Origin of the sequence: Rahnella bruchi (genome assembly GCF_003614975.1) — a bacterium.
GTDB lineage: Bacteria > Pseudomonadota > Gammaproteobacteria > Enterobacterales > Enterobacteriaceae > Rahnella > Rahnella bruchi.
This window is the reverse complement of sequence record NZ_QZWI01000017.1, coordinates 65,138-90,962: the sequence shown is the minus strand read 5'-3', so window position 1 is coordinate 90,962 and position 25,825 is coordinate 65,138. Positions and strand designations below refer to the sequence as shown.

Sequence of the window (25,825 nt, the reverse complement as noted above, 5' to 3'; positions counted from 1 at the left end):
AGGCCGAGACCTTCATTAAAATAATCTCCCTCTGATATTTAATACTCTTTAGGAAAAGTATTATCTTCTCCTCAGCCAAGGCAGGCTGAAATGAATTATTTCCATTGTCATAATGACGCATATTTAATGAAGGATCTTGTAATGAAAAAAATTATCGCCCTTGCGCCTGTCGCTCTGATGTTAGGTTTGGCAGGTCAGGTTCAGGCTGCAACCCAGGCTGATGTCCAGTTGCAAGGGTCTATTGTAGACACCACTTGTGAAGTGACTGCAAATAACGGTGCTTCTACTCTGAACGTCGGTTCTTTCTCTAAAATCGCTTTCGACGTAGCGAAAAAACAGATTGGTGAAGAACCACTGCTGGTGTCCCTGAAAAACTGTAGCAAAGACGAAGCGGGTGCTTTACAGGTCAGCGGTATCGTTGCGACCGGTAACGAAACTGTGTTCCTGAGCGACGTTGCTCAGTCCGCAGGTTTCATGATGACCCGTGAAGACGGCACCACTCAAGTGACCAACAACACCAGCATCCCGGTTGTTGCTGATACGACTGGCGCACTGACTTATACCTTCAACACCGGTATGGCCGTGCTGGATAAGACTAACGTTGAGCCGGGTGCTTACCACGCGCCGATCAAAATCTCTTACGTAAGCAACTAAGCGTAAAGAACCTGAAGTACGGGACCCGTCGTAAGGCGCGAGCAGTACGGCATTAAGCGTCCGGAAAAGAGAGGTTCTATGAAACCTCTCTTTTTCATTTAACTGGCAGAGAACATTATGAAGTTTATTCACAAGTTAGGCGTTATTTTAAGCCTGGGGATATTATTGACCCCGCCAGCAATCGCAAGTATTGCGGTGCGTGCCTCCCGCATTATTTTTACGGCATCTGACAGCAGTCAGAGTATTGACATTAATAACCGATCTCATAATCAACCTTATCTTATTAATGTCGGTATTTCAGAAAGTCTCTCAGCGAAATCATCGAACAGCGTGTTCTTGCCAACCCCGGCGTTATTTCGCATCGAGCCTGATTCCGCTAATAAAATCCGGATCATGAAAAAATCCAATTCTCTGCCGGGTGACCGGGAGTCGGTCTTTTATTTAAATATTCTGGCGATCCCGACCGGTAAAACAGGTCAGGAAAATAATGACAATAAAGTCGGTGGCACCTTACAGGTGGCGACCGGTAATACCCTGAAGCTGTTCCATCGTCCGGATAACCTGCCGATGACGCAAAAAGAAGCAATGGGCAAATTGCAGCTTTCCAGAGCAGGCCAGAGCGTGAAGGTGTCGAATCCGACGCCGTATTTTATCTCACTCAACAAACTGACGATTGACGGCAAAAAGATCCCGCTCGATGTGATTAAAGGCACCAGCATGATTGCGCCCTTCGCATCAAATAATTATCCGGTGACAGCCGGGCAGGGCAAAGCCGAGTGGACAGCGATTAACGATTTTGGCGGTGTGGAGACGTTCCGTGGCACGGTTAATTAAACAGGTTTCATCAGCACTTTTGCTGATTTTATCCGGCGTTTCTGCCGGTCAGGCACTGGCTGCCACCACTGACATTAAAGCCACGGTAATGGATGGCAATTGTCAGGTGGCGATCGACACGCCGACGCTCAAATTCGACACAAAAGATGTTACGCAATTTGCGACCGGTACCGCCGCCATTCTGCCACTGGCGGTCAGTGTGAACTGCGAAGGAATGCAGGGCAAAACGCCGTCGCTGACTGTGTCCGGGGAATCCGCTCAGCTCAGCGACACGCAGCTGTTTCGCTCGGCCAGTTCAACGGCGAAGTACGTCGGTTTTATGTTGAAAAAAGGCACGCTGAATAACCTCAGTGATTTTTATAACGCGGCCGGTACGGTTGCGCCCGGTGATTCGGTGGCGATCACTCAGGATGACGGCACATCTGTGCAACCTTTCTCGGTGGGACTGGTGCGTAGCGCCGGTGATCCGCTGCTGACGGCGGGTGCGGTCAGCGCAAAAATCACCTTCGCCTTTATTTTCCCTTAACGCTTTCAACAGACAGACACCATGAAAAATCACATTTCTTTATCAGGACACCACGTTGCCCTGAGGGCTTCGCTTTGCCTGTGCCTGCTGGCGATGGCGGGTCACGCGGCGGCGGCAACAGAGGTGCAGTTTACGGCCACATTCCAGGCGCCGACCTGCCAGGTTTCCGCGCCGCCGGTGCTGGATTTCGGTGCGGTGCAGTCTTCCGGTATCCGCAGCGGCGACAGCCTGGCCAATCCGTTACCGCTGACGGTGACCCTGTCGCAATGCGCCGGTTTTGTCGGTGCGGTGCAAAAACCTGTGGTGAAAGTGTCGGGAACCGGCAACACAAGTTCCGGCGATTTTCTGTTCCTGCAACCGGCGTCCTCACAGGTGGTGAATTACGGCGTACGCATCGTGAACGCGACGGGTGATGTGGTGAACAACACCACGTTGCTGCCGGTGCCGCTGAACGCCACCAATTTTGACGGCGGCAACGTCAGCATTCCGCTGAAAGCAGCGCTGTCCTGTGGCACCAAATGCAGCGATGCCGCCACCAAAGGCGGCACGCTGAACGCCAGTGTCACCTTTGATTTCGCCTATCAGTAAGGGGTTTTCTGTGCAGTTTATTTCTCTTTTAGTACGCCGTGCCGCACTGATTTTAATGGGCATTGTGACGCTGATTCAGGGCGCTTTTGCCGCTGACGGGGGGATCAGCCTCAGCCGTACGCGGGTGATTTTTCAGTCAACCGACAGCGCCCAGACGCTGACCGTGCAAAACCACGGTTCCCGGCCTTATCTGGTGCAGTCGGCGGTCGTCGGGTCACCGCAAGGCCGTGAAGTTTCGCCTTTTCTGACCACGCCGCCGCTGTTCCGACTGGAAGAAAATAGCAAAAACACCCTGCGCATTTTGCGTAAGGACGATGCGGCGCTGCCTGCTGACCGTGAGTCGGTGTTTTATTTCACCGCGATCGCCGTACCGGCGATGACGGAACCGAAAGAAGCGGAAGACGCCTCGCTGGCGGCGCGGATTTCGGTGGGTATTCAGAACACCATCAAGCTGTTTTACCGCCCTGCTGGGCTGCCGATGACGGCTGAGGAAGCGCAGGGGCGTCTGACGTTTCATCTTCAGGACGGCAGCATCGAGGTAAAAAATCCGACGCCTTACTTCCTGACGTTTTCACGTCTGGCGTTTGATGGCCACGACGTGGCGGTGCGCGACGTTGTGCCGATGATCCCGCCATTCTCGCAGGCCAGTTATCCGGTGAGCGGTCAGGTGAAGCAGGCGCAGTGGACGGTGATTAATGATTACGGCGGCAACAGCCCGCTATTTTCAGCCGCTGTGCACAACGGAGGGAAATCATGACGTTTTCGCTGAAAGTGCCGCTGCTGATTGCCGCGCTGGCATTGGCATTGCCGTGTGTTGCCGCGCCGGAACAGCCTTCCGGCCTATCGATCAATCAGTTCCGCCTTGTGTATCCGGCATCGGAAACCAAAGGCATCACCTGGTCAATGACCAATAACACCCACCGTGCGTATCTGATGCAGTCATGGGTGCGGCCGCTGGATTTGGCCACCGGTTTACCGGCGACAGAACAAGACGATAAAGCGCCCGCCACGGCCATTCCGCTGCTGGTGACGCCGCCGTTAAAACGTGTTGATCCGGGTGAACAGCTCCAGCTGCGCATCCGCCTTACCGACATGACGCTGCCGCAGGACAGGGAATCAGTGTTTTACCTGTCGGTAAAAGGCATCCCGTCGGTGCCGGATAAAGACAACCAGACCGGCGGTCAGCTGGTGGTCGCGGTGGTCAACAACATGAAGTTGTTCTACCGACCGGAAGGTTTACCGCCAGGCGGCGTCACTAAGGCGTCTGAGCAGCTGCGTTTCAGCCTGCAAGGGGATGCGCTGGTGGTGGATAACCCGACGCCGTTTTACCTCAACTTCAGCCAGCTGAAAGTGGGTGGAAAAACCTTACCGGCAGCCGATCTGCGCAAGCTGGTACCGCCGAAAGGGCAGCAGCGCTATCCCGTCCCTGAAGGGGCGCGGGGCGAGGTGGAGTGGCAGGTGATCGGCGAAGACAGCCGGGTGACATCCGTCCAGCGTAAGACATTGTAAGACCGGGGAAATCCGGAACCGCTAATCATATATTACAGAGCAGGGAACGACCTTGAGTAAGAAATTGACATCCTGTTTAAGGACTAACGGAATGGCAGCCAGCACCCGCGCCTTCCCGCGCAAAACGCTTGCGCTGTTTGTATTAATGAGCTGCCAGAACGCGTGGGCAGAGGATTACTTTGATCCCGAATTGCTCTCGCTGGGAAGCGGCGCATCGGATGTCGATCTCTCCGCGTTTTCCCAGGCGGGCGGCGTGGCGGAAGGGAAGTATCCGGTCACTATTTTCGTCAACCAGCGTGAAGCGGTCTCCCGCGAACTGGTGTTCGGCAAAAACGCCCACGGCAATATTGCGCCTGAACTGTCGCCGGAGTTGCTTGGCGCGCTGGGCGTGAATGTGGATCAGCTGCCTGCATTTAAAGGCTTAGCGAAAGACAAACCGGTGGATGATCTGACAGCGCTGGTTCCGCAATCTACGGTGAAATTCGATTTATCCCGCCTGCGGCTGGACGTCAGTATCCCGCAGGTGGCGATGCAGCCGGGCAGTGACAGCCAGACGGATCCGTCACAGTGGGACGACGGCATTCCGGCGATGTTGTTTAACTACAACGTCAGTGCCGGTCGCAATGAGCAGACGCTCAACAGCGATACCCGCGTGAATAACAACCTGTTTGCCAACGTGCAGACCGGCGCTAACGCCGGTGCCTGGCGGCTGCGCAGTACGCTGACGCACAGCCACACTGATGTCAGTGGTAGCAGCAGTAATAACGACAGCACGCATTTTTCCAATACCTATCTGTCGCGCGATATCCGTGACTGGCGTTCTCGCGTGACCATGGGCGAATCCAATACCGGCAGTGACGTGCTGGACGGCGTGCCGTTCCGCGGCGTGCAGCTGAATTCGTCCGAACAAATGATGCCTTCGCGTCTGCGTGGTTTTGCGCCGCTGATCACCGGCGTAGCCAGCAGTAACGCCCGCGTGACCGTGCGTCAGAACGGCTACGTGGTGTATGAAACCTACGTCGCGCCGGGCCCGTTTGAAATTAAGGATCTGTATCAGGCGGGGTCCTCCGGTGACCTGGACGTGGCAGTGACCGAATCCGATGGCAGCGTACACAGCTTCGTGGTGCCGTATTCCTCCCTGCCGGTGATGCTGCGACCGGGCGCCATGAAATATGAAGTGACCGCCGGGCGTTATGACGGCGGAACGACGCAGGGTTCACGCGAATCAGAATTCGTGCTGGCGACGCTGATTTATGGCTTACCGAAAAACCTGACCCTGTACGGCGGTCTGTTGGGCTCGCAAAACTACAGTGCGCTGAGCATGGGTTCAGGTATTTCGCTGGGCGATCTCGGCGCAATGTCTGTGGACGGCACTTTCTCCAGCACGAAGCTGGAAGAAGAAGATCGTCAGGCGGGCGGGTCATGGCGGGTGCGTTACTCCAAAAGTATGTTGACCACCGGCACGTCGTTTGACCTGACTGCGCTGCGTTATTCCACCCGAAATTATTACAGTTTCGCAGAATACAACAGCATGGGTTATGCGCAGAAGGATGATGTGTCGCCGTGGACGATGAGCCGCCGGCGCAGCAGTTTCCAGACGCAGGTAACACAGCAACTTGGGGATTATGGCTCTGTGAGCCTGCGCGCCAACCGTGATGATTACTGGGGGTCGACCAAAACGCTGACCAGCCTGTCATCCGGTTACAACGGCAGTTATCACGGCGTCAGTTACGGCGTGTATTACACCGTGGATCGTATGAAAGGCAACGGCGACTGGCCGGAAAACCGTCAGGTTTCCTTCAACCTGAGCGTGCCGTTCAGCATCTTCAGCTATTCGTCTGCGTTGCAAAACACCTACGCCACCAGCCAGATATCTCATGACAACCACGGACGCACGCAGAATCAGGCGGGGATTTCCGGCAGCAACCCGAACGGCGCGTTGTCGTACAGCGTGATGCAGGGCTGGGGCAATCAGGATCAGGCCAGTAACAGCAACCTGAATCTGGGATATCAGGGCAGCAAAGGCAACGTTTCTGCGGGTTACGGTTACTCAAACGACATGCGCTCGATGAACGTCAACATGAGTGGCGGCGCGGTGGCCCATGCGCAAGGTGTGACGCTGTCACGTCCGCTGGGCAGCTCGGTGGCGCTGGTCAGCGCGCCGGGTGCGGAAGGCGTCAGCCTGTCTAATGGCGGTGGCAAAACCGATTCGCGCGGGTTCGCCGTGGTGCCGTATCTGTCGGATTATAGCCGCAACAACGTCGGTCTCGATCCGAGCACGTTACCGGACAACGTCGATTTGCCGCAAAACCAGAAAGTGGTGTACCCGACCAACGGCGCGGTGGTGAAAACTGACTTTGCCACGCGTATCGGTTATCAGGTGCTGATGTCCCTGACGCGGGCTGGCGGAGCAGGCGTGGTGCCGTTTGGTGCCACCGCATCACTGCTGGAAAACGCAGGTCGTGAGGAAATCACCGGCATCGTCGGCGATAACGGCCAGGTCTATCTGACCGGCCTGCCGGAAAAAGGCCAACTGGCGGTGTCGTGGGGCAAAGGCAACGATAAACAGTGCCGCGTCAGTTATGACCTGAAGGGGCTGAAACCGACGGCACAAATGCCGGTTATTCAGCTGAACGGCGAATGCCGCTGATAAACGGCCGCGCACCGTTGCGCGGCCTTAATGCACACCAATTTAAGGAGCAGTCATGACTGCAAGGATGTTATTGGGGTCTGTGGCTCTGATGTGGGGAATGAACTGCGCTGCACTCGAGCTGAAATCGGGTTATCAGGTGGTCAGTGACGTGGTCAACACCCGGCTGACGTGGACCGAGGGCGATACCATTCCGGGCAATAAACCCGGCTGGTATTACTCACAAAACGTGGTGCCTTTTATGGCCTCGGGCGTGGCGGGCACCGTGGTGGTTTCCCCCGTGCCGGTGCCCAGCGGCGAATGTGCGTCGATGTATCCGATGAAATCCTATGACGGCTATCGCGGTTATGAAATTTCTCCCGGCATTCTGATGATCCCGTTCGGTTCTATATCCGGCCAGATTGTCATTAATTCCGGGACGATGAACCCGGTCGCCACCGGTGGCACGTTTATCCCTAACGGTGCGCCGGATCTGAACACCGTGTCGTCCGCGTCATGGGACAAATCCGGCAACGGCAGCGGCGACGTCAGTATTCGCACCGACTGTCTGGGGGTGATGACCACCTTTAATCAGTCGTTTGGCGCGGTGGAAATGAACAGCGGAGGCGGCTCGCAGTCGGCGATGGGTTACGGCGTCTATGTACAGCCGGGAGCCGCCAAAATGGCAGCAAAAACCGTCTATGCACAGGCCGCGCGGGGCTACCGCTGGAACGTCACGCCGGCGACCTTTGACCGGCGTATCCTGTCGCTGGCGTGGAGTGGCATGGACTGTACGGTGAATTCAACGCCTGCGATTGCCTTCGGTGATGTCACGCCGGATGAGCGCAAGGTCGCGGTGAACGCCTCAGTGGATGTGACGTGCAGTAATCCTTCCGGCACCGCGTTGCCGGTGTCCTATTCGGTGCTGCCCAAGACTCAGGCCGGTGACCATTTCAGTATCCCGATGATGTCGGACAAAGGCGTGGCGGGCGGCGATGTACGTGGTTTTATTGGTGCATCCGCGACCACAGAAGCCGGTTGTGCAGACCGCACTTCCTCATTGCCGATGGACGGCACCAAAGTCAGCCTGCACACGGTCACTACCAGCACGAACTGGTCTGATCCACTGGTCTGGGTGTTATGCCCGCGGACGACCGCAGAACCCGGTCCGGCCACGGCGGCGGTGACGCTTGACATGAGCTGGTAATCAACCACATCGAGCCAGATTTTAGTCTTTACAAAATTGTTGATATAGGGAAAAAGATGTCTGTTTTTAAGCGTTTTTTGGCGCAAGCCTTTCGTCGATGCGGGATCACCTGCATGGCCGCTACTGCACTGTTATCTTGCCAGGCGGCATTCGCGGTGAATCTCCCGCAGGGTTATACTCGTCTCGGTACCTGGACGCCGACCATCAACGGTACGGCTCATGGACCTTACGCTAGCTCCACCGCTCTGACATACGGATGGGGCTGGAAACTATCGGCCTGGCAAACCACGCCAAATGACAGTAATGGTGCAACCTGCTCAATAGCGGGCCTGCCCTACACCACGGTAGACGGTTGGTCGGGATACGAGATCCAAAAGGGCGTGTTAATTGTCCTGACCGGCAGCCTGAACGCGACGACCATTACGGCGACGCCGACCGGCAACGCCAACGTGGTCACCGACACCTATTCCGCCACATGGGACAGTAAAGGGGCCATCATCACTGACTGGCAGACGCCCGGCACCGCGTCGCATTGTGCGGCGATAAAGCGTTCGATCAGCGGCAACTTCTTCATTCTTGACGGGTCTAGCACTTCGATGAATGTTTCGTACGGAGTGTATGTTTCACCAAGCGCCGCGGCAGGCCCGTTGCCAACAACCTATCTGCAACTGCATAAAACCAGTGGAAATAACAGACAGTCGCTACTGAGTTTCAGTGATCTGGTAGTGGCCAGCACGCAATGTTCGATGAACACAGCGGCGGTCGTGCCATTTGGTGACGTGACCGTAGGTCAGGCAACGGACGGCAAGGGGATTGCGGTGCAGTCTTCGCTTAATGTGAACTGTACTAACGACGCCGGTACCAGTGCGGATATCACCTATTCTGTGACGCCGAAAACCCAGGCAGGCGACGATTACACGCTGCCGATGATCTCGACCGCAGGCGGCGGTATTGCGGGGGATATCCGCGGCTTTATGGGCGCAAACGCCAGCGCAGAGGCCGGATGTACCACCAAAGGCTCGTCGATGCGTATGGATAGCAGCAAAGCGGCGCTGCGCACGGTGTCTTCCACACAGTCGTGGTCTGATAATCTGGTATGGGTATTGTGCCCGAAAACCACCGCAGAGCCCGGCACTGCCACGGCAGCCGCCACACTTGATGTGAACTGGTAAGCACAAAGGCACAATGGATCGAAAAAAGGCGGACTGCATCACAGCAGGCCGCCTTTTTCGTTATCGGGAAGCGTTTGCGGGAAGAGTAAAACGGGACCAGATCAGCGCAGGGGAAGGGCGTGCATAAGCTGATGGAAGAAAACCGAAGCCTCGACCGGCTTTGAGAAGAAATATCCCTGAAAGTGACTGACGCCCAGGGTGGTGAGCTTTTGTCGCTGTGCGTCTGTTTCCACGCCTTCGGCGATGGTCAGGCAGTGCAGTTCCGTTGCGACGGCAATAATGTTGCGCACAATCGCTTCTTTCACCGGGTCGGCTTCAACACCGGCCGTGAACATTTTATCGATCTTGATATAGCGCGGGCGAAACTGCATCAGATAATGGTAGTTAGCATTACCCGTTCCAAAATCATCGACAGAAAGATCAACGCCCAACAGCGCGAGGCTTTTGCACAGATCTTTCACCAACGTCGTATCTTCAACCGCTTCTCTTTCGGTGATTTCCAGCCCGATACGTAAATCCCGCTGCGCGGTATCCCTTTTGAACGCTTTGCAGAGATTCACAATGGCGTGATTTTTAAAATCTGCCGCAGAGACGTTAAAGAATAACGTGGTCTCAGGGCGACAGATAAATGCCATCGACATCACAGTGCGGGCGACGGACTGAATGCCTGACTCTGTGATACGGGAAATAAGCCCGTTTTTCTCAGCAAGCGGAATAAAATACTCAGGAGAAATATTTCCAAGCGCGGGATGGTGCCAGCGCATCAATACTTCGCCCGCCACCGTTTCACCGGTTCGGGCATCCACAATGGGCTGAATAAAAGGCATCAGCTGGTGTTTATTGATGGCCCTGCGCAACATAAAAAGCAATGCGTGCGGCTGCGCCAGAGTTTTATCCGATAATGCAGATAACAGGGCGGATTTAAATGTCCGTTTAAAAATACGCATGGCGCACCCTAAGGTAATAACAGGACATGAGGTTTTAAATCATACCGTTTAAACATTCTATAAACGATCACCCGTGAACGTGATATTTCAGACGGGAACTACAGGCGTAGTCATTGACGCACATAAAAATAATCTGAGGCCGATGTTGATCTTTTGTTAAGTGTGTAAAATCTGCCGGACGTGAACGAAATATTGTGGTGAATGCTGCAAGGTATTTTCACTAAGAAAAATCCATTTTTGAAATTATCATAAGTTTTGGCTATCAAACCATTGCGGATTTTAACGTAAAGTTGATTCTACAGTGTAGTGATAAGTGCTGCGAAAAGATTATTTATTGGTGGTTTACACTATCTAACGCGGTAAATTTCAGGCTGATGTCCTTTCATCATGAAAAATTAAGATGAATTGAACGTTTTTAAATTGAAAGAAAATTCCTGTTACTTTTGTAGTGTCAAAAATTTGTGGTTTCTGTAAATTTTATAAAAGGAAATGAAGCGAATTACTGACAGTTAAATAGGGTAAAAGGAACTACGGAAAGGGAATTTATATGGACTTATCAGACTCCGTGATTTCTGATGATTATTTTTTTATTTTCGGCTTCAGCGCGTTATTATCGCGGGAACTGATTGATGAGAATTATTATATCGTCGATGTGGAGACCACCAGTTATGCGCAGGTGACCGATTGTGTCTGCCAGGGAAGAAAGGTTTTTGCCTTTATCTCCAACGATATTGATTATTACGCCTTACAGCATCTCGAGAATGTGACGCTGATTGACCGGCGCAGCCCTATAAATGAAGTGCTGTCATGTTTTCTGGTGAGTAATTCACGATTTAATTATCACGTTAAATATAAACTTTCTGCGCGGGAAAATGAGGTGTTGACCTGTATGCGGCAAGGGCTGGATACGCAGGAAATTGGTGAGCGCCTGGGAATGAACATGAAAACGTTTTATGCCCATCGCACCCGCATGATTAACAAATTACAAATCAGCAATCGTATTACGTTGTACAAAAATATTGCCAGACACCGAGCAATAAGCTGACGGCGTAAGGCGCGGTACTACGCCGGGATCCCCATTCTAAGGACGGAAAAGCAGGTGGCATCACTCATTTTTATTTCAATAAAATGGAGCTGTCTCAATGAAATCAATTCATCATATTCCCCCGCATGAATTCTGGTACCAAACCCCGGCAGGCTGGGCCTCTGAAGCAGGGGGCACGACCGGCGGCGGCGAAAAACCTGAGCTTTCCTATTACGTCACGAATATCGGCGAACTCCGGCAGGCCATTGAGGAGTCCGGCGACCGTCCGAAACGCATCTGGATTGGCGGGCTGATTGACGCCAGCGGCGGCGTGCCTTATCTCAACCGTCAGGATCAGTCCCGGCGCGGCAGGATATTTATCGGCAGTAATACGACGCTGATGGGTATCGATGAAAATGCCCGGTTCGTTGAAAGCGCGCTGATTATTCAGGATGTCAGCAACGTCATTATTCATAATATTTACATCGAAAATCCTGTCGACGTCGATCCTCAGTTTGAAGAGGGCGATGGCTGGAACGCGGAATGGGACGGGCTGAGTATCATTCGCGCCCAGCATGTCTGGGTCAGCAATGTGACATTCAGCGACGGGCGTTTTACGATGGACATGTATAAAACCGTCGATGGCTGGAAATACGTCCAGCACGACGGTTCTCTGGATATCAAACGTGCCTCGGATTACGTCACCGTTTCGCACTGCGTTTTTACCCTGCACGATAAAACGATTCTCATCGGCCACAGCGACAACAATGACGAAGAAGACGCCGGCAAACTGCGCGTGACCTTTCACGACAATCTGTTTACCCGTGTGGTACAGCGCACACCGCGCGTGCGTTTCGGCAATGTTCATCTGTTTAACAACGTGTTTGATAATGATGTCGCCGATCCGATATACAAATATCAGTACAGTTTTGGCATCGGAAAAGATTCCAGAACGTTGTCCGAACTGAACGTATTCAACGTGAAAGGGCAGACGGTTGTTTGCAGATTGTTCAAGGGGTTTGGCGGCGAATATTTGTCTGATTCGGGCTCGGTATTTAACGACACAACAACGGATTTAAACGCCTGCGGTTTTAACACTACATCCGTCGTCAGGCCGCCGTATGACTATTTCCCGCAATGGGATCTGACGCCGGAGTTTGTCGATGCGCTAAAACGTTCAGCGGGAAACATGCTGGATTACCGCGTTCTGGTGTAAAAAAAATGCCCTGCGATCCACATGCAGGGCATTTCTTCCTGGCGACGTGCTAACTCGTCACTCTCCCAATTCAACCTCCACCCTGTGTTCAACGCCATCATCGTTGAGTGGGATCTTGTCACCGGCAAGCGGTGTGCCGTCCAGCGTGACGCCATATTCTCCGGTACTGCGGCGGACGGTGATCAGATAACGGCTGCTGCCCTGCTGGTAGGTGACGGTGATTTCCGGCCAGTCCTGCGGGAGTTTACTGTGGATCGAAATGGCGTCGCCGTGGCGGGTGATGCCGAGCAAAGATTCGGTGATCAGGCGATACGTCCAGCCTGCAGAGCCGGTGTACCAGCTCCAGCCGCCGCGCCCGCTGTGCGGATTCACCGAGTAAATATCGGCGGAAATCACGTAAGGTTCGGCTTTGTAACGGCTGACGGCCTCCGGCGTCAGACTGTGATTGACCGGGTTAATCATCGACATCAATTGCCACGCGCGTTCAGTGTTGCCCTGTCTGGCAAAAGCCATCACCGCCCAGATTGCCCCGTGCGTGTATTGCCCACCGTTCTCGCGTACGCCCGGCAGATAACCGCGAATATATCCCGGATTCGGCCCGTTGCCGTCGAAAGGCGGCGTCAGCAGTTTGATGAGGCCCGCGTCACTGTCCACCAGATATTTGTCCACCGACTGCATGGCGCTGGCAGTTCGTTCCGGCGTGCCTGCCCCGGAAAGCACTGACCAGCTCTGAGCGATGGCATCTATTTGGCATTCCGCATTGACATGTGAACCCAATGTTTCACCGCTGTCGAAATAACCGCGCAGATACCATTCGCCGTCCCAGGCATGAGCATTGAGGTTTTGTTTCAGCTGCGCCGACTGTTCGCGGCACAACGCGGCGGTGGCGGCATCCTGACGGATGTCCGCCAGTTCACCGTAACGTTGCAGCACGTCATAGAGGAAGAAGCCCAGCCAGACGCTTTCACCGCGCCCGCCCAGGCCGACCAGATTCATGCCATCGTTCCAGTCGCCCGCGCCCATCAGCGGCAGACCGTGTTCGCCCATTTTCAGGCCATGTTTCAGCGCGCGGATCCCGTGCTGCCACAAGCTTTCGAAGGTTCCGCTGACCACCGGTTGTTCGTAAAACGACTCTTCGCCCGGTGCCAGTAAACGCGCCTCAAGATACGGCACCTGTTCTTCTGCAATTGCGTGATCGTCGGTCACCGCGATGTAATGGCTGATGGCTAGCGGCAGCCACAAATAGTCATCGGAGCAGCGGGTGCGCACGCCGTTACCGGTTGGCGGGTGCCACCAGTGCTGGACATCGCCTTCGATAAATTGCCGTGAAGCACACAGCAGGATTTGCTCACGCATCCGTTCCGGTGCCGCGTGAGTCAGCGCCAGCGTATCCTGCAACTGGTCGCGGAAACCAAACGCGCCGCCAGACTGGTAATAACCGCTGCGCGCGAGGATCCGGCTGGCGAGGGTCTGGTAAATCAGCCAGCCGTTGGTCAGCAGATCGACAGATTTGTCCGGCGTCGTTATCTGAATTTTATCCAGCACCTGGTGCCAGTGGTGATGAATTCTGTCCAGTTCAGCCTGCGCGGCACCTTCCTGGAAGAATTGATGGATCAGGGCTTCGGCATCACCGGCGTTTTGTCCGAGACCGAGGGCAAAGATAAAGGTGCGCTGGTCGCCGTCGATAAGCGTGGTGGCCGACTGTACGGCACCGCAGGGATCGAGCATCGCGCCGGTTTTATCCGACAGGCGCTGGTTTTTCATGGCCGCGGGCGCGGCGGTTGAACCGGTGCGCCCGAGGAATTCACGACGATCGCCGCTCACTGAGCAATGTGCGCCGGTTACGGCGAAAAAGGCGGTGCGCGGCGAGCCGTTACTGGTGTAGTGATTGGTCGCCAGCACGCCGCAGCCTTGTGCCACATGTGCCGCCGAGGTGACGATATGCATGGCTGATTTGGCGCGTAAATCCGCCATCACCCATTCGGCATAACCGGTCACAGACAGCCTGCGCGGGCGGCCTGACGCGTTGGTCAGCGTCAGCATAATCAGTTTCACCGGCGCATGTTCCGCCACTAATACTGTCATTTCGCTGCTGATCCCGTGCCCGGTGTGCTCGAACACGCTGTAGCCGAAGCCGTGGCGGGTGACATAACCGCCGTTGCCGCGTACCGGTAACGGTGCAGGAGACCAGACGCTGCCGGTTTCCTCATCGCGCAGATAGAATGCTTCGCCGGAGCTGTCGCTGACCGGATCGTTCTCCCACGGCGTCAGGCGATATTCGTGGGCATTTTCAAACCAGGTGTAAGCCTGTCCGCTTTCTGAAATCACTGAACCAAAACCGGCATTCGCCAGCACGTTTGACCACGGCGCAGGCGTATTCTGACCTTCGTTAAGCACAATCTGATATTCACGTCCGTCCGGCGAGAAACCGCCTAACCCGTTGAAACACATCAGGTCGCGCGGTGGTGCGGCGACCGGCGTATTGTCCGTGGCAGTACGCACCGGCAGCAACGCAGGCAGGCTGACGTGCGGCAACTGCATGCGCAGGTTGAGCTGATCGGCAAGCGATCCGCGCCTGTCGTCGATCACCACCCGCGCCACGCTCATCAGCAGCGTGCGGTCTTCCTGTGTCAGCTGCTCGCCGTTGCGGACAAAAATTCCTCCCGGAATATCGGTCTGACTCGATCCTGCACCAGAAGCGACCAGGCCAAGGATCTGATTTTGCAACGCCTGCTGATAGCCGCCGGAGTCATTACATAGGAACACCAGATCGACTTTTAGCCCTTTGAGACGCCAGTAGTTGTGCGCACGAATAAGTTGCGTCACCAGCCCGATATTTTCATCACTGGTCAGGGTGAGCAGCACGATTGGCAGGTCGCCGGAAAGCGATTGTCCCCATAGCCCGGACTGTCCACGGCGGTTGGCGGCCACGGTCTGCGCGTCGCCACGCATTTCCTGGCTGGCAAACACCAGCGCACCGGCCAGACGGTTGTACAGTCCCGCATCATCTTCGGTGGCATTCAGCTGGCGCAGCACCACCTGACTGTGCGACCAGGCGATTTCAAATACCCTGTCAGCAATATGATGGTCACGGTATTTTTCCAGCAGCATCAGGCTTTGCAGCCGGGTGTCGGAAATGCCGTATACCATATCGATAATCACCGGCACGCCCGGTTTAAGGGTGATGCGCTGGCGAATGGACATCACCGGATCCAGCACCGCACCGGCGCTATTGGTCAGTGGTCCAGCCTGACGCAAGGCCTGCGGGCTGGCGGCGGTATTACCGCGTCCGATAAAGGCCGCACGGTCAGTTTCAAACGACGTTTCCCGTTCCACAGAACCGTGAATAGCCATCATATGGAACATCCACGGGCACTGTTCTTCCGGTTCACGCGGGCGGCGGTGGCACAAAATCCCTTCCTGTGCAGGCACCAGCTCGGTCTGCACAAACAGATTGCTGAAGGCCGGGTGCGCAGTGTCATTGGCGGCGGGCGCCAGCACCACTTCGGCGTAGGTAGTGATTTCCAGCTCACGCGGATGGCGGCCATGATGCGTAACCGTCATGCGGCGAATTTCGACGTCATCTTCGGGCGAAACGACGATGTGAGTCTGCATGGTCAGCGAACCCTGCGTGCGCTTGAACTCCGCACCGAAATCGTTCAGAACCGCATGGTAATTGCCTTTCTGTTTGCCGAACGGCTGCCAGGTGTTGCTGTAGACTGCGCCGGACTGCGGATCGCTGATATAGCAGAAAATCCCGCGATTATCGCGCGTCGCATCTTCGCGCCAGCGGGTCAGCGTCAGATCTTTCCAGCGGCTGACGCTGCCACCGGCCTGCGTCACCATCAGATGATAGTTGGTGTTGGAAAGCAGCTGGATTTCCGGTGATGCACTGTCAGTGTCAGTGAATTCGCGCAGCTCGATGTTCACATTTTGCAACGTATTGTCATGAGATTCAAAGTGGCGACGCGGACTGTAAAGCTCGACGGCATCCGGTACCCGTTCCTGTAAAAGCAAGCGGGCAGACTGGAATGCGGCATTGGCGGCAAAGCGTGCGGTCATCGGCGCGCCGAGCAGCACATTGGCCAGCGCCAGGAATCCCATTCCCTGATGATGAGCCATGTAAGAGCGCACCACGATGTAAATCTGGCCACGGATCAGGCGTGACGGGCTGTAATCCAGCGCGTCGTAAAAACCGTATTCCCCGCGCGCACCGCAATGTTCCAGCACTGTGAGATTCTGACAAGCTTGCTGCGGGCGGATCATCAGCGCCATCATGGTGGCATAAGGCGCGACCACCATGTCTTCGCCGAGACCGCGTTTCAGCCCCAGACCGGGTACGCCGAACGCGTGATACTGGTAATTCTGGTTGAGGTCAAATGCTGCATAGGCGGATTCAGAAATCCCCCACGGCACGTTATTTTCCTTGCCCCAGGCGATTTGCCGGTCAACGGCGGTCTGACACATCTGCACCAGCAACGTATCCGGATAGGCCGGCATCACCAGCTGTGGCATCAGGTATTCAAACATCGACCCGCTCCACGACATCAGCGACGGCTGTTTTTCTATCACGGTAAACAGGCGTCCGAGTGCAAACCAGCTTTTTTGCGGCAGCTGATTGGTGGCGATAGTGACGTAGTTGGTCAGACGGATTTCAGACGGCAGCAGATCGTATTTTCCGCTGTCCATTTTGTGCGCGTCGCAGTTATATCCGACGGTCAGCAGATGGGTGTTTTTGTCGTACAGGAAACGGAAATCCATGTGCGCATGGTCGTTAAGGCGCTGTTCCAGCTCGCCGATAATGTCCAGACGCTGCCGCGCCAGCCCGATAGCGCGGGAAAGCGACGCAGCGGAGCGGGCATCCTGCTGCGCCAGCCATTGCAGCGAAGGCAGCAGCCCGTTTTGCACTTCCGGCGACAGTTCAGCGTAAAAATCTGACCACGCCTGCAAACCGGCATCCAGCTGCTGCGCCAGCCGTTGCAGCCAGCCTTCTGCCGTGGCAGGGATCAGCGTACGCATTTCGCGCAGATGCAAAATACTTTGCTCCGTTTTTTCGCCAGCTGCCTGTTTCAGGCTTTCGCGAAGTTTTACCACCAGCGGCGCATCGGCCGGAGTTTCCGCCATATTCAGCGTGTCTTCCAGACCTTTCATCCACGCCGGTATATTGACCGCAGGCTGCGTTCTCCACAGGCGCAAGCCGGTGCTCAGCGTCAGTAAATGTCCGGCCAGATTGCCGCTATCGACGCTGGAAATGTAGCGCGGATTGAGCGGCTCAAGCGTGTGCGTGTCGTACCAGTTATATAAGTGGCCGCGGTAATGCTCGAGTTTATCCAGCGTATCCAGCGTCAGGCTGGTGCGCTCCAGCACTTCGCCCTGCGTGATATAGCCGAAATCCCACGCGGTGATATTGGCCAGCAGCGACAGTCCGATATTGGTCGGCGAGGTGCGGTGAGCAATCACCGGCTGGGGGATTTCCTGGAAGTTATCCGGTGGCAGCCAGTTTTCGGTTTCATTAACGAAAACTTCAAAAAAAGACCAGGTCTGGCGCGCGGTCTGGCGCAGATACAGCTGTTGCTGGATATCCAGATCCGGCACTGCGCGGCGCGCAGGCTGACTCAGCCAGCAAAGAACACGCGGTGCGATAAACCACAGCAGACCGAGCGGGACGGCAAATCCCAGCAGCGGCATATGTGACTGTGCAGCCAGCAGAATGACCGCCACGCCCGCCAGCGGATTGGCCCACATCCGGCGGTAGAAATATTCCGGCGCATGCGCGCGGGATTTGGCGCTGATATTAACACTCGCCCATTCATGTAACTTGCGGTGACTGACAGTGAGCCGCCAGAGTGTAAGCAAAATCGCCTGCACTGAATACACGGCTTCATGGGGCAGCGTCATCAGATTCAGCAGCACGCGGGAAATCCGGCTGACGGTGGCCGAGGCGACGCTTTTCAAATGCGGGACCAACGCCCGGCGCGGCCCTTTGTTAAACAGATCCAGCACCAGCGCCACCAGTACCGGGAACAGCAGCATCACGGCGATAAAACCAAGCCAGTAGAGTTTGTCCGGCACCAGCAGCAATGCGCTGAAAATCAGAACCAGCAGGGCAGGCGCCACCAGACTGCGGCGCAGGTTGTCGAACAGTTTCCAGCGCGAAAGCATGGTCAGCGGATTGCGGCAGCGTTTACCATCTTCCTGCGTGACATAAAATCCCAGCCAGTTGAGCAACTGCCAGTCGCCGCGTATCCAGCGGGTTTTACGCGCCACATCGGCCAGATAATGATCCGGATATTGTTCGTAGAGCACCACATCGCTGAGCATGCCCGAGCGTGCGTAACAGCCCTCCAGCAGGTCGTGACTGAGTACCAGATTTTCCGGGCAGGTGTTGTCCGTTGCGCGGATGAACATATCGACGTCATAAATCCCTTTGCCGACAAAAGAGCCTTCACCGAATAAATCCTGATAAATATCGGATGACATCGACGAATAAGGATCATTGCCCGGTACGCTGCTGCACAAGGCGGCATAGCGTCCCTGACCGTTTTCCGGAATTTCTTCCGCCAGCCGTGGCTGGAGAATCGCATAACCGGACACCACGCGCTGACGCTGTTCGTCATACACCGGATGATTGAGCGGATGCGCCATCGCCGCGACCAGCTGATGCGCGGTTGCGCGAGGCAATACGGTATCGCTGTCGAGCGTAATGACATATTTCACCTGACGCAGATGCGCCTGCGTGCTGCCTTCAATCCGCGAGAACGGCTCGCCTTCATCGCGCAGCCAGCGGTTAAGCGCATTGAGCTTGCCGCGTTTACGCTCATACCCCATCCACACGCCCTGTGCGGAATTGAGTTCGCTGTCGCGATGTAACAGCGTAAACAGTGCGCCCTGCGCCGAAGGATAACGGCGGTTCAGCACCTGAATATGCTGCGCGGCATACGCCAGCAGTGCATTATTATCCGCATTCTGCGGGTTCGGGCTGTCGTGAAAATCACTGAGCAGCGCGAAATTCAGGTTCGGTAACGCGTTGCCGAGATAGCAGACTTCAAGGCTGCTGATCAGCGCCTCGATATTTTTACGACTGCCGAGCAGACAGGGGATCACCACCAGTGTGCTGGCGGTTACAGGAATACCCCCGGCATATTCCAGACGCGGCAGCGGTTGCGGCGTGCGGCTGCGGGTAGTGATTTCACTGAGCAGATTGAGCGCAAACTGGCTGGCGACCAGCACTACCGGTATCAGCAAACTCCACCACAGCCAGTGCATAGCCGGATGCGCCGAGCGGTAAAGCGCATCGGCGGTAACGGCGGTGGTCAGCAACAGCAGGCTGCCGAGCCACGAGAGCAGCGGCGTCTGACTCAGGCGGCCACGCATGCGCGTCACCCAAGAAAATCTGACGCTGAGGTCTTTCTCAAGCGTCTTGCGACCGGCATCAATCAGGTAATAACCCACATGGTGTTGCGGAACCGCCCCCTCCGCCTGTTGCGCTAAGGCAACTGCGCGGCTGGCGACAAAGGCTTCGTCGTGGCGGGAATTGCGTGAAAGACGTTCGATCTGATGGCGGTAATTATCGCGGGTATCGAAGTGCATGGAGGCGTAAATACCGGCGGGATCTTCATGGAGGATTTTCTCCACCACGCTGAGATTTTCGGCGAAATCTGCCCAGTCCATTTCGGTCAGTTGGCGTAGTCCCATAATGCTGTTACTGACTGAAAGCTGGTTGGCCGCCAGTTGCTGATTAAATTTGTCGATCACTTCCCGCTGGGTTAGCCCGACTTCGCTCAGACGCTGTTCCACCCAGGTCAGCGGCAGCGCCAGAATTGAACCGTGGCCCTGCAAACGGCGGACCAGTTCGGCAACAAACGCGCTGGTACGCGGCGGATTACTGCGCGCCATATCGGCAATCACAATAATCTGACTTGCGGGATCGTTCTCGGCGCTGTCCTGCAATTTGTTGACCCAAAAATCAGCCAGATTGCGCTCCTGCTGAGCATTTGCCACTTCGATACTGACGCGGCGCAGGTTTTCTATCAGCGCAAGACGCAGCATCCCCGGAAACGCCCACAATTCGCCGAGTGTCAGCTGTCGTACACTCTGATACGTGGAGAGAAAACGGGTCAGCGTGGTGATGTCCCACAGGCCGTCGCTGTGACTGACCACTTCTGTAGCAATATCGTAAATGCGCGGACAAAAGTGCGGTGCGCCCAGAGAGGGCAGGCCTTTACCGAAGTTTTTCGGCAATAACTGGCGGACGACGCGGATCTGTTCTTCGATCAGGTAAAAGTTATCGAGCAGCCATTCTCCGGCGGGCGTAATACTGGCTTTCTCGCCACTGCTGAGGATAAGGCAACTGCGGGTCAGAACTTTTTCGTTATCGTCGAGGCGTTTAAGCAGGTAATAGGGTAGTTTTTTACCGGAAAGCTTATGCGAGAGAGCCAGCTTACCGCCAAAACGTTCCATCTGATCGGCCGAGAAAAGTTCGGCACGGATAGGCGCGGGATTTTCCAGCGCACTGGCCCGATGACGTCGGGTAATGACCGGAGCTGGAGGTGCTCTTTTACTTTTAAACCAGTTAATCACAGCATTTTTCACGTCGTCATACCTTACGCGGACCCGAAAAGGCAGTTGCCTGGGCTGCGATAAGAGTTCACATGAAAAGAAAATGGGTAGAGGGCAGGGAGGCAGATCGGATTTGTCGCCGGGCGGGCGTCTCCCCTGAGCTTAGTCTTTTTTGAGGCGGAGCGTGGGTTTAGTTTCCAGATTGCTTACGTTTCAGCGCAAATCGCCGCTAAATTAATGAGGATCGTGAAACAGTTCTGAATTTCGTTGTCATTGTTTTCTCAAGGGTTGTGTTTATCAGCTACACTTCGGGGACCCCTACAGCGCCATGTAAAAGAGCGCGTTATAAATAACGAGAAAACATCATGATCATTTCTGCATCAACGGACTATCGCGCTGCGGCAAAAAGTAAACTGCCGCCATTCCTGTTTCACTACATTGACGGCGGGGCCTACAACGAGCACACGTTGCGTCGTAACACCGCTGATCTGGCCGATATCGCTCTGCGCCAGCGCATCCTGAAAAACATGTCCGATCTTAGCCTCGAAACTGAGCTGTTCGGCGAAAAACTGGCGATGCCAGTCGTGCTGGCGCCGGTCGGGCTGACCGGTATGTACGCACGACGTGGAGAAGTTCAGGCCGCCCGAGCCGCCGCCAAAAAAGGCATTCCCTTCACATTATCCACCGTTTCTGTTTGCCCGATTGAAGAAGTCGCACCAGCCATCGACCGCCCGATGTGGTTCCAGCTTTACGTGCTTAAAGATCGGGGATTCATGCGCAATGCGCTGGAGCGCGCGCAGGCCGCGGGCGTAAAAACGTTGGTCTTTACCGTGGATATGCCGGTGCCCGGTGCACGTTATCGCGACGCGCATTCCGGCATGAGCGGACCGAACGCGGCGGCGCGCCGTATGCTACAGGCAGTGATGCATCCGCAATGGGCGTGGGATGTTGGTCTGAAGGGTAAACCGCATGATCTCGGGAACGTATCTGCCTATCGCGGCAAACCGACCACGCTGGAAGATTATATCGGCTGGCTGGGAACGAACTTCGATCCGTCGATTTCATGGAAAGACCTGGAGTGGATCCGCGAATTCTGGAAAGGCCCGATGATTATCAAAGGTATTCTGGATCCTGAAGACGCAAAAGACGCGGTGAAATTCGGGGCAGATGGGATTGTGGTTTCTAACCACGGCGGCCGCCAGCTCGACGGCGTGCTCTCGACCGCCCACGCGCTGCCCGCCATCGCAGACGCAGTGAAAGGCGATATCACGATCCTCGCCGATTCCGGTATCCGCACTGGTCTTGACGTGGTGCGCATGATCGCGCTCGGCGCAGACAGCGTATTACTCGGCAGGGCGTTTGTTTATGCACTGGCGGCGGGCGGTGAGGCGGGTGTGATCAACTTGCTGAACCTGATCGAAAAAGAAATGCGCGTGGCGATGACATTAACCGGCGCGAAAACCATTGCTGAAATAAGCGGGGAATCGCTGGTGTACGGGCGGAGTTTACGCTGATACGTTAATTCACGGGACAGTCTGCTAATACTGCCCCGGTCTTCCTATTCCCCCACGCAATACCCGTTTCGTCCTGCATGTTTAGCCTGATACAGGGCGCTGTCTGCGCGTTTGAGTAACTCGAGGGACGTCATTCCCGGCGCCCATTGCATGATGCCCTGACTGACCGTGACGGTTTGTGAAACTTGTGATAATGCGTGGGGAATGGCTGCTTTTTCCACGCTCTGTTTGATACGTGATGCCACCACTTCGGCGTCCTGCGTGCCTGCATTGGGGAGCAGAACAACAAACTCTTCGCCGCCGTAACGTGCGACCAGATCGGTTGGCTGGCGGACAACATGTTTGAAACAGTCTGCGATACTGATAAGGCAGCTGTCACCGGCCTGGTGGCCATAATGGTCGTTGTATTTCTTAAAGAAATCGACGTCGATCATTATGAGTGAAAGGGTTCCACCCTGAAGTTCAGTCTGCGCGATCAGTTGCTCGAGCTGGGAATCCAGCTGTCGACGGTTGGCGACACCGGTTAGCGGATCATTATGAGCCAGGTCATCGAGCTTACTCACCAGCAGGGCGTTGTCACACTCCCTGCGAACCGACAACACGAACCAGCGGTTAAGCATTATTCGTCCACTTTCAAACAGGCCGCTGGCAATGATCATCGCCGCCACCTCAAGTATCGGAATAGTGGTTCGCAGAAAAACCAGATGAACAAATAGCGACAGCCACAGAGGTGCGGTGAAGCTGTAGAGGATTGGCGTTGAGGGATAAAGTGCAATCAGCGCAGTAAAAATCAACATGCAAAACAGCGGGAAAACCAGTTGCTGTTGAGTGTCATTGCTTACCATGACATGGAACACCACCGCCCAGTATAAACCTGTCACGAAAGCCAGTGCCATCGCAGGTAACATTCCGCGGATGTAGCGTACTAAGGGCAGGGCGATGATGAAAAAGACGATAATTATCAGGGATAATTTATCGAAAATTGTCGCCGGGATCGCCACTTTTGATACCGGGTCGAGCAGTAACTGGAAATGATGGCGACCAAAAAGAAAAAGGGTAAAGCAGATATTGGCAAACAGCAGCCATAGCCCGCTGGTACGCAGGGACGCGGTTTTATAATGGATTAGCAAGGCGTTGAAAGCCGTGTCTTGCAGGGTATGAGTGGTTTTTTGCATGGTTTTCCTTAACTTCATCTTCGTGGATAGTGTAGACGAAGAGAGCACTCAAATCTCCCCTTCACCGGGGAGTTTACTGTCCGGTTAGAGCGTTTTAAGGATGAAACGACAGCCAGCCTGGGATCCTGAGCCACTCATGGCCTCGGCAAAATCCATCAGCGACTTCCCTGTAACCGTGCCAATTGCTGCCTCATCAATGGGCGGTGTAAATGCAAACTCGTCCAGCCATCTTTGCCTCGCCGCTTCCAGCTTGTCCGCAGGCTTCACGTTCAGCGACTCCCGCAGTGCGCACCGTTTTTCTTCCAGTGCCTGCGCAGTGATGCCATCGATGAATGCCGGAATTTGTGCGATAAACTCATCAACAAACGTCAGCAAATCTTCTGCGTTATACAACGGCGACTGCAATGCAAACAAAATGCCTGAATGGCGTGCGGTGTGATGGAAACGACAGCTCACCACGTAGCCGATGTTCTTTTCGAAGCGAAATTGCTGGAAGAATTTTGGCTCGAGGAAAGACGCCAGAATTTGCGTTGCAGCCAGACATTCCGCCGTGTTTTCCGCCAGCGGGCAGAACACCAGCACCGCGGCGTCTTCACCGGCCGTCGCGAACTCACGTACTTTCGCGGATGATTCGTTGATCACTTCGGGCAGTTTTGCCAGCAACGTGCGGACAGCAATATCTGATGCCAGCTGGCGTTGTTCTTGTGCAAAAAGCCGTTCACCCTGAGCCAGTGCGGTCTGCGGCGGGGCACGCAATAACTCCGTCGCAGCAGCCAGCGTGCGCCTTACCCATTCCAGCGGCCCGCTGAGCTGCAACAATCCGATTCCCTGCACATAGGTAAACACCAGCGAATTGCCTTCATGTGCAGATTGCGAACAAAGGGCGCGCAGGCTGGCGCGGGCGATACAGGCCTGATGCGCAGTCAGTGATGCTCCAGTTGTCTGGATGCTTTCATCCGTTTTTAGCACGGTGTTAGCGGACGGGAGGTAAAAATTAAAAGATGATTCAGTGACATTGTCACTTATTGTCTGCCACGCAGCGTAACTGACCGGCAGGCTGAAACCCTTTGCGGATACATTTTCCCCCTGAACATCCGGCGCAATCCACAGCCGTGTCATGTTATGTGGTTGTAACTCAGTGAGTAAAGCTGGCCAGCCGTTTTGCGAGGCAGGGGGAAAATCCAGCGTTCGAGTGCGGAGCTGATCCAGCGGCGTTAACCGGCAGAAATCCCGCTGTGCGAGTCGGGCATAATGCTGCAAATGTCCCGCGGTTAAATCCCGGATCTGTTGCAGCCAGTGGCTAAAAAGTGTTTCGATGCGGCCGCGAACTGCATCCGTCGCATCACAGGCGAGAAATTCAATGCTGAGAATAACGTCACTGGCGGATATATACGGCAGAGAAACCCGTACACTGTCGGCCAGCGCCTGCGTCCGCAACTGATCCAGTAAACTGCCCGGCGCTTCGTCCGTCAGTAACTGGCGCAATAGTGTCAGGGCGGAGGAAGGCGTAACCGGGAACGAAAAACGCAGCCGTGGCGAACCTTCCAGACGCAGTTGCAGATGGCGTTGGTGCAGGAGACTGAGTGGCTGAGTAGGCGCAGGCTGAAAACCATGGTCGTCTGCAAACGCATTACCATAACACTCCGCCAGTGCGGTCAGTTCGGCGGCAGCTTGCGGTCCCTGCAACCACAGCGAGAGATGGTTTGTGGTAAATAATTGCTGATGATAGTGCGTCAGCGCCTGTTGTAGCGCCGGAATATCTTCGCCGAAAGAGGTACGGCTACCGACGTGAAAATCGTGCAGCCGCGAGGGTGCACTGAACGCCAGACTTAGCGCCGCATCACAAAGCGAATCTGCGTGGCCGGTCAGCATGTTGTATTCGGCGTCAATCACCGCCACTTCCTGCCTGACCGAATCCTCTGTCAGCAAAGGTTGCGCCAGCATATCCACCAGACGTGCCAGACCGGCTTCGAATTTTGCCGGTGTCATGTCGAAAAACCAGGCGGTCGATGTGGCGTGCGTGGTGGCATTGAGTTTTGCACCCTCGGCCTGCGCCCACATCATCAGCCGATCGTCACCCTGAAACTGACGGCTTCCGGCAAACACAACGTGTTCGAACAGATGCGCCAGACCGGGGAATTCCGGCGGTTCGTGATGACTTCCGGCACGAAGATGAATAAGCGCCGCCGCACGAGCAGCCTGCGGGTCATGCAAGATGTTAACCCGCAGGCCATTCGCCAGCGTCAGTGACTGCACGTCAGTCAGCATCAG

General features: G+C 55.2%; 16 protein-coding genes. 12 read left to right on the top strand and 4 right to left on the bottom strand.

What is annotated here, in order from left to right:
- Positions 1–141 precede the first annotated feature (141 nt).
- From D5398_RS21665 to D5398_RS21625, 9 genes are all read left to right on the top strand, one after another.
- Positions 142–654 carry a fimbrial protein gene (locus D5398_RS21665; protein WP_120509482.1) on the top strand — a complete coding sequence of 171 codons (513 nt, stop codon included), beginning with the start codon at positions 142–144 and terminating at the stop codon, positions 652–654.
- 117 nt (positions 655–771) lie between these two features.
- Complete coding sequence (locus D5398_RS21660) at positions 772–1,488, top strand: fimbrial biogenesis chaperone (RefSeq protein WP_120509481.1); 717 nt, start codon at positions 772–774, stop codon at positions 1,486–1,488.
- Entirely contained in the window at positions 1,472–2,014 is a 543-nt protein-coding gene (locus D5398_RS25685; RefSeq protein ID WP_113877681.1) for a fimbrial protein, read from the top strand. The genes D5398_RS21660 and D5398_RS25685 overlap by 17 nt, the downstream gene beginning before the upstream one ends.
- 21 nt (positions 2,015–2,035) lie before the next feature.
- Positions 2,036–2,602 carry a fimbrial protein gene (locus D5398_RS21650; protein WP_120509480.1) on the top strand — a complete coding sequence of 189 codons (567 nt, stop codon included), beginning with the start codon at positions 2,036–2,038 and terminating at the stop codon, positions 2,600–2,602.
- A gap of 10 nt (positions 2,603–2,612) precedes the next feature.
- Positions 2,613–3,359 carry a fimbrial biogenesis chaperone gene (locus tag D5398_RS21645; protein ID WP_120509479.1) on the top strand — a complete coding sequence of 249 codons (747 nt, stop codon included), beginning with the start codon at positions 2,613–2,615 and terminating at the stop codon, positions 3,357–3,359.
- Positions 3,356–4,111: a fimbrial biogenesis chaperone gene (locus D5398_RS21640; protein WP_120509478.1), complete on the top strand. Its 756-nt coding sequence runs from the start codon at positions 3,356–3,358 to the stop codon at positions 4,109–4,111. The genes D5398_RS21645 and D5398_RS21640 overlap by 4 nt, the downstream gene beginning before the upstream one ends.
- Positions 4,112–4,202: 91 nt before the next feature.
- Entirely contained in the window at positions 4,203–6,761 is a 2,559-nt protein-coding gene (locus D5398_RS21635; protein WP_120509477.1) for a fimbria/pilus outer membrane usher protein, read from the top strand.
- 55 nt (positions 6,762–6,816) lie between these two features.
- Positions 6,817–7,947: a hypothetical protein gene (locus D5398_RS21630; protein ID WP_162940809.1), complete on the top strand. Its 1,131-nt coding sequence runs from the start codon at positions 6,817–6,819 to the stop codon at positions 7,945–7,947.
- Positions 7,948–8,060: 113 nt separating this feature from the next.
- Complete coding sequence (locus tag D5398_RS21625; protein ID WP_120509475.1) at positions 8,061–9,119, top strand: hypothetical protein; 1,059 nt, start codon at positions 8,061–8,063, stop codon at positions 9,117–9,119.
- 101 nt (positions 9,120–9,220) lie between these two features.
- Here D5398_RS21625 and D5398_RS21620 read toward each other — a convergent pair whose 3' ends face one another.
- A complete protein-coding gene (locus tag D5398_RS21620; RefSeq protein ID WP_120509474.1) occupies positions 9,221–10,066 on the bottom strand; it encodes an EAL domain-containing protein in 846 nt (281 codons plus the stop codon).
- Between the two features lie 547 nt (positions 10,067–10,613).
- On the opposite strand from D5398_RS21620, the gene D5398_RS21615 reads away from it, so the two are divergent.
- Entirely contained in the window at positions 10,614–11,111 is a 498-nt protein-coding gene (locus tag D5398_RS21615) for a helix-turn-helix domain-containing protein (RefSeq protein ID WP_120509473.1), read from the top strand.
- Between the two features lie 97 nt (positions 11,112–11,208).
- Positions 11,209–12,306 (top strand): pectate lyase family protein, encoded by a 1,098-nt coding sequence (locus D5398_RS21610; RefSeq protein ID WP_120509472.1) that lies wholly within the window; start codon positions 11,209–11,211, stop codon positions 12,304–12,306.
- Positions 12,307–12,363: 57 nt separating this feature from the next.
- Here the strand turns inward: D5398_RS21610 and D5398_RS21605 are convergent, their stop codons facing one another.
- Positions 12,364–20,898, bottom strand: a complete 8,535-nt coding sequence (locus D5398_RS21605; protein WP_120509471.1) for a glycoside hydrolase family 94 protein — start codon at positions 20,896–20,898, stop codon at positions 12,364–12,366.
- A gap of 332 nt (positions 20,899–21,230) precedes the next feature.
- Here D5398_RS21605 and lldD point away from each other — a divergent pair, with 332 nt between their 5' ends.
- Positions 21,231–22,379 (top strand): FMN-dependent L-lactate dehydrogenase LldD, encoded by a 1,149-nt coding sequence (lldD, locus tag D5398_RS21600; protein WP_120509470.1) that lies wholly within the window; start codon positions 21,231–21,233, stop codon positions 22,377–22,379.
- Positions 22,380–22,423: 44 nt separating this feature from the next.
- Here lldD and D5398_RS21595 read toward each other — a convergent pair whose 3' ends face one another.
- Together D5398_RS21595 and pqqF are read right to left on the bottom strand one after the other, a co-directional pair.
- Positions 22,424–23,554, bottom strand: coding sequence for a GGDEF domain-containing protein (locus D5398_RS21595; RefSeq protein WP_120509469.1), 1,131 nt, complete (start codon positions 23,552–23,554; stop codon positions 22,424–22,426).
- Between the two features lie 84 nt (positions 23,555–23,638).
- Complete coding sequence (pqqF, locus tag D5398_RS21590) at positions 23,639–25,822, bottom strand: pyrroloquinoline quinone biosynthesis protein PqqF (protein ID WP_120509468.1); 2,184 nt, start codon at positions 25,820–25,822, stop codon at positions 23,639–23,641.
- Between the last annotated feature and the right edge of the window lie 3 nt (positions 25,823–25,825).

Excerpts from the sequence above, each read along its gene's own strand:
- D5398_RS21610 (WP_120509472.1), top strand. The coding sequence starts at position 11,209 with ATGAAATCAATTCATCATATTCCCCCGCATGAATTCTGGTACCAAACC.
- D5398_RS21630 (WP_162940809.1), top strand. The coding sequence starts at position 6,817 with ATGACTGCAAGGATGTTATTGGGGTCTGTGGCTCTGATGTGGGGAATG.
- D5398_RS21620 (WP_120509474.1), bottom strand. The coding sequence starts at position 10,066 with ATGCGTATTTTTAAACGGACATTTAAATCCGCCCTGTTATCTGCATTA.
- D5398_RS21665 (WP_120509482.1), top strand. The coding sequence starts at position 142 with ATGAAAAAAATTATCGCCCTTGCGCCTGTCGCTCTGATGTTAGGTTTG.
- pqqF (WP_120509468.1), bottom strand. The coding sequence starts at position 25,822 with ATGCTGACTGACGTGCAGTCACTGACGCTGGCGAATGGCCTGCGGGTT.
- D5398_RS21595 (WP_120509469.1), bottom strand. The coding sequence starts at position 23,554 with ATGCAAAAAACCACTCATACCCTGCAAGACACGGCTTTCAACGCCTTG.
- lldD (WP_120509470.1), top strand. The coding sequence starts at position 21,231 with ATGATCATTTCTGCATCAACGGACTATCGCGCTGCGGCAAAAAGTAAA.
- D5398_RS21660 (WP_120509481.1), top strand. The coding sequence starts at position 772 with ATGAAGTTTATTCACAAGTTAGGCGTTATTTTAAGCCTGGGGATATTA.
- D5398_RS21640 (WP_120509478.1), top strand. The coding sequence starts at position 3,356 with ATGACGTTTTCGCTGAAAGTGCCGCTGCTGATTGCCGCGCTGGCATTG.
- D5398_RS21635 (WP_120509477.1), top strand. The coding sequence starts at position 4,203 with ATGGCAGCCAGCACCCGCGCCTTCCCGCGCAAAACGCTTGCGCTGTTT.
- D5398_RS21615 (WP_120509473.1), top strand. The coding sequence starts at position 10,614 with ATGGACTTATCAGACTCCGTGATTTCTGATGATTATTTTTTTATTTTC.
- D5398_RS21650 (WP_120509480.1), top strand. The coding sequence starts at position 2,036 with ATGAAAAATCACATTTCTTTATCAGGACACCACGTTGCCCTGAGGGCT.
- D5398_RS21625 (WP_120509475.1), top strand. The coding sequence starts at position 8,061 with ATGGCCGCTACTGCACTGTTATCTTGCCAGGCGGCATTCGCGGTGAAT.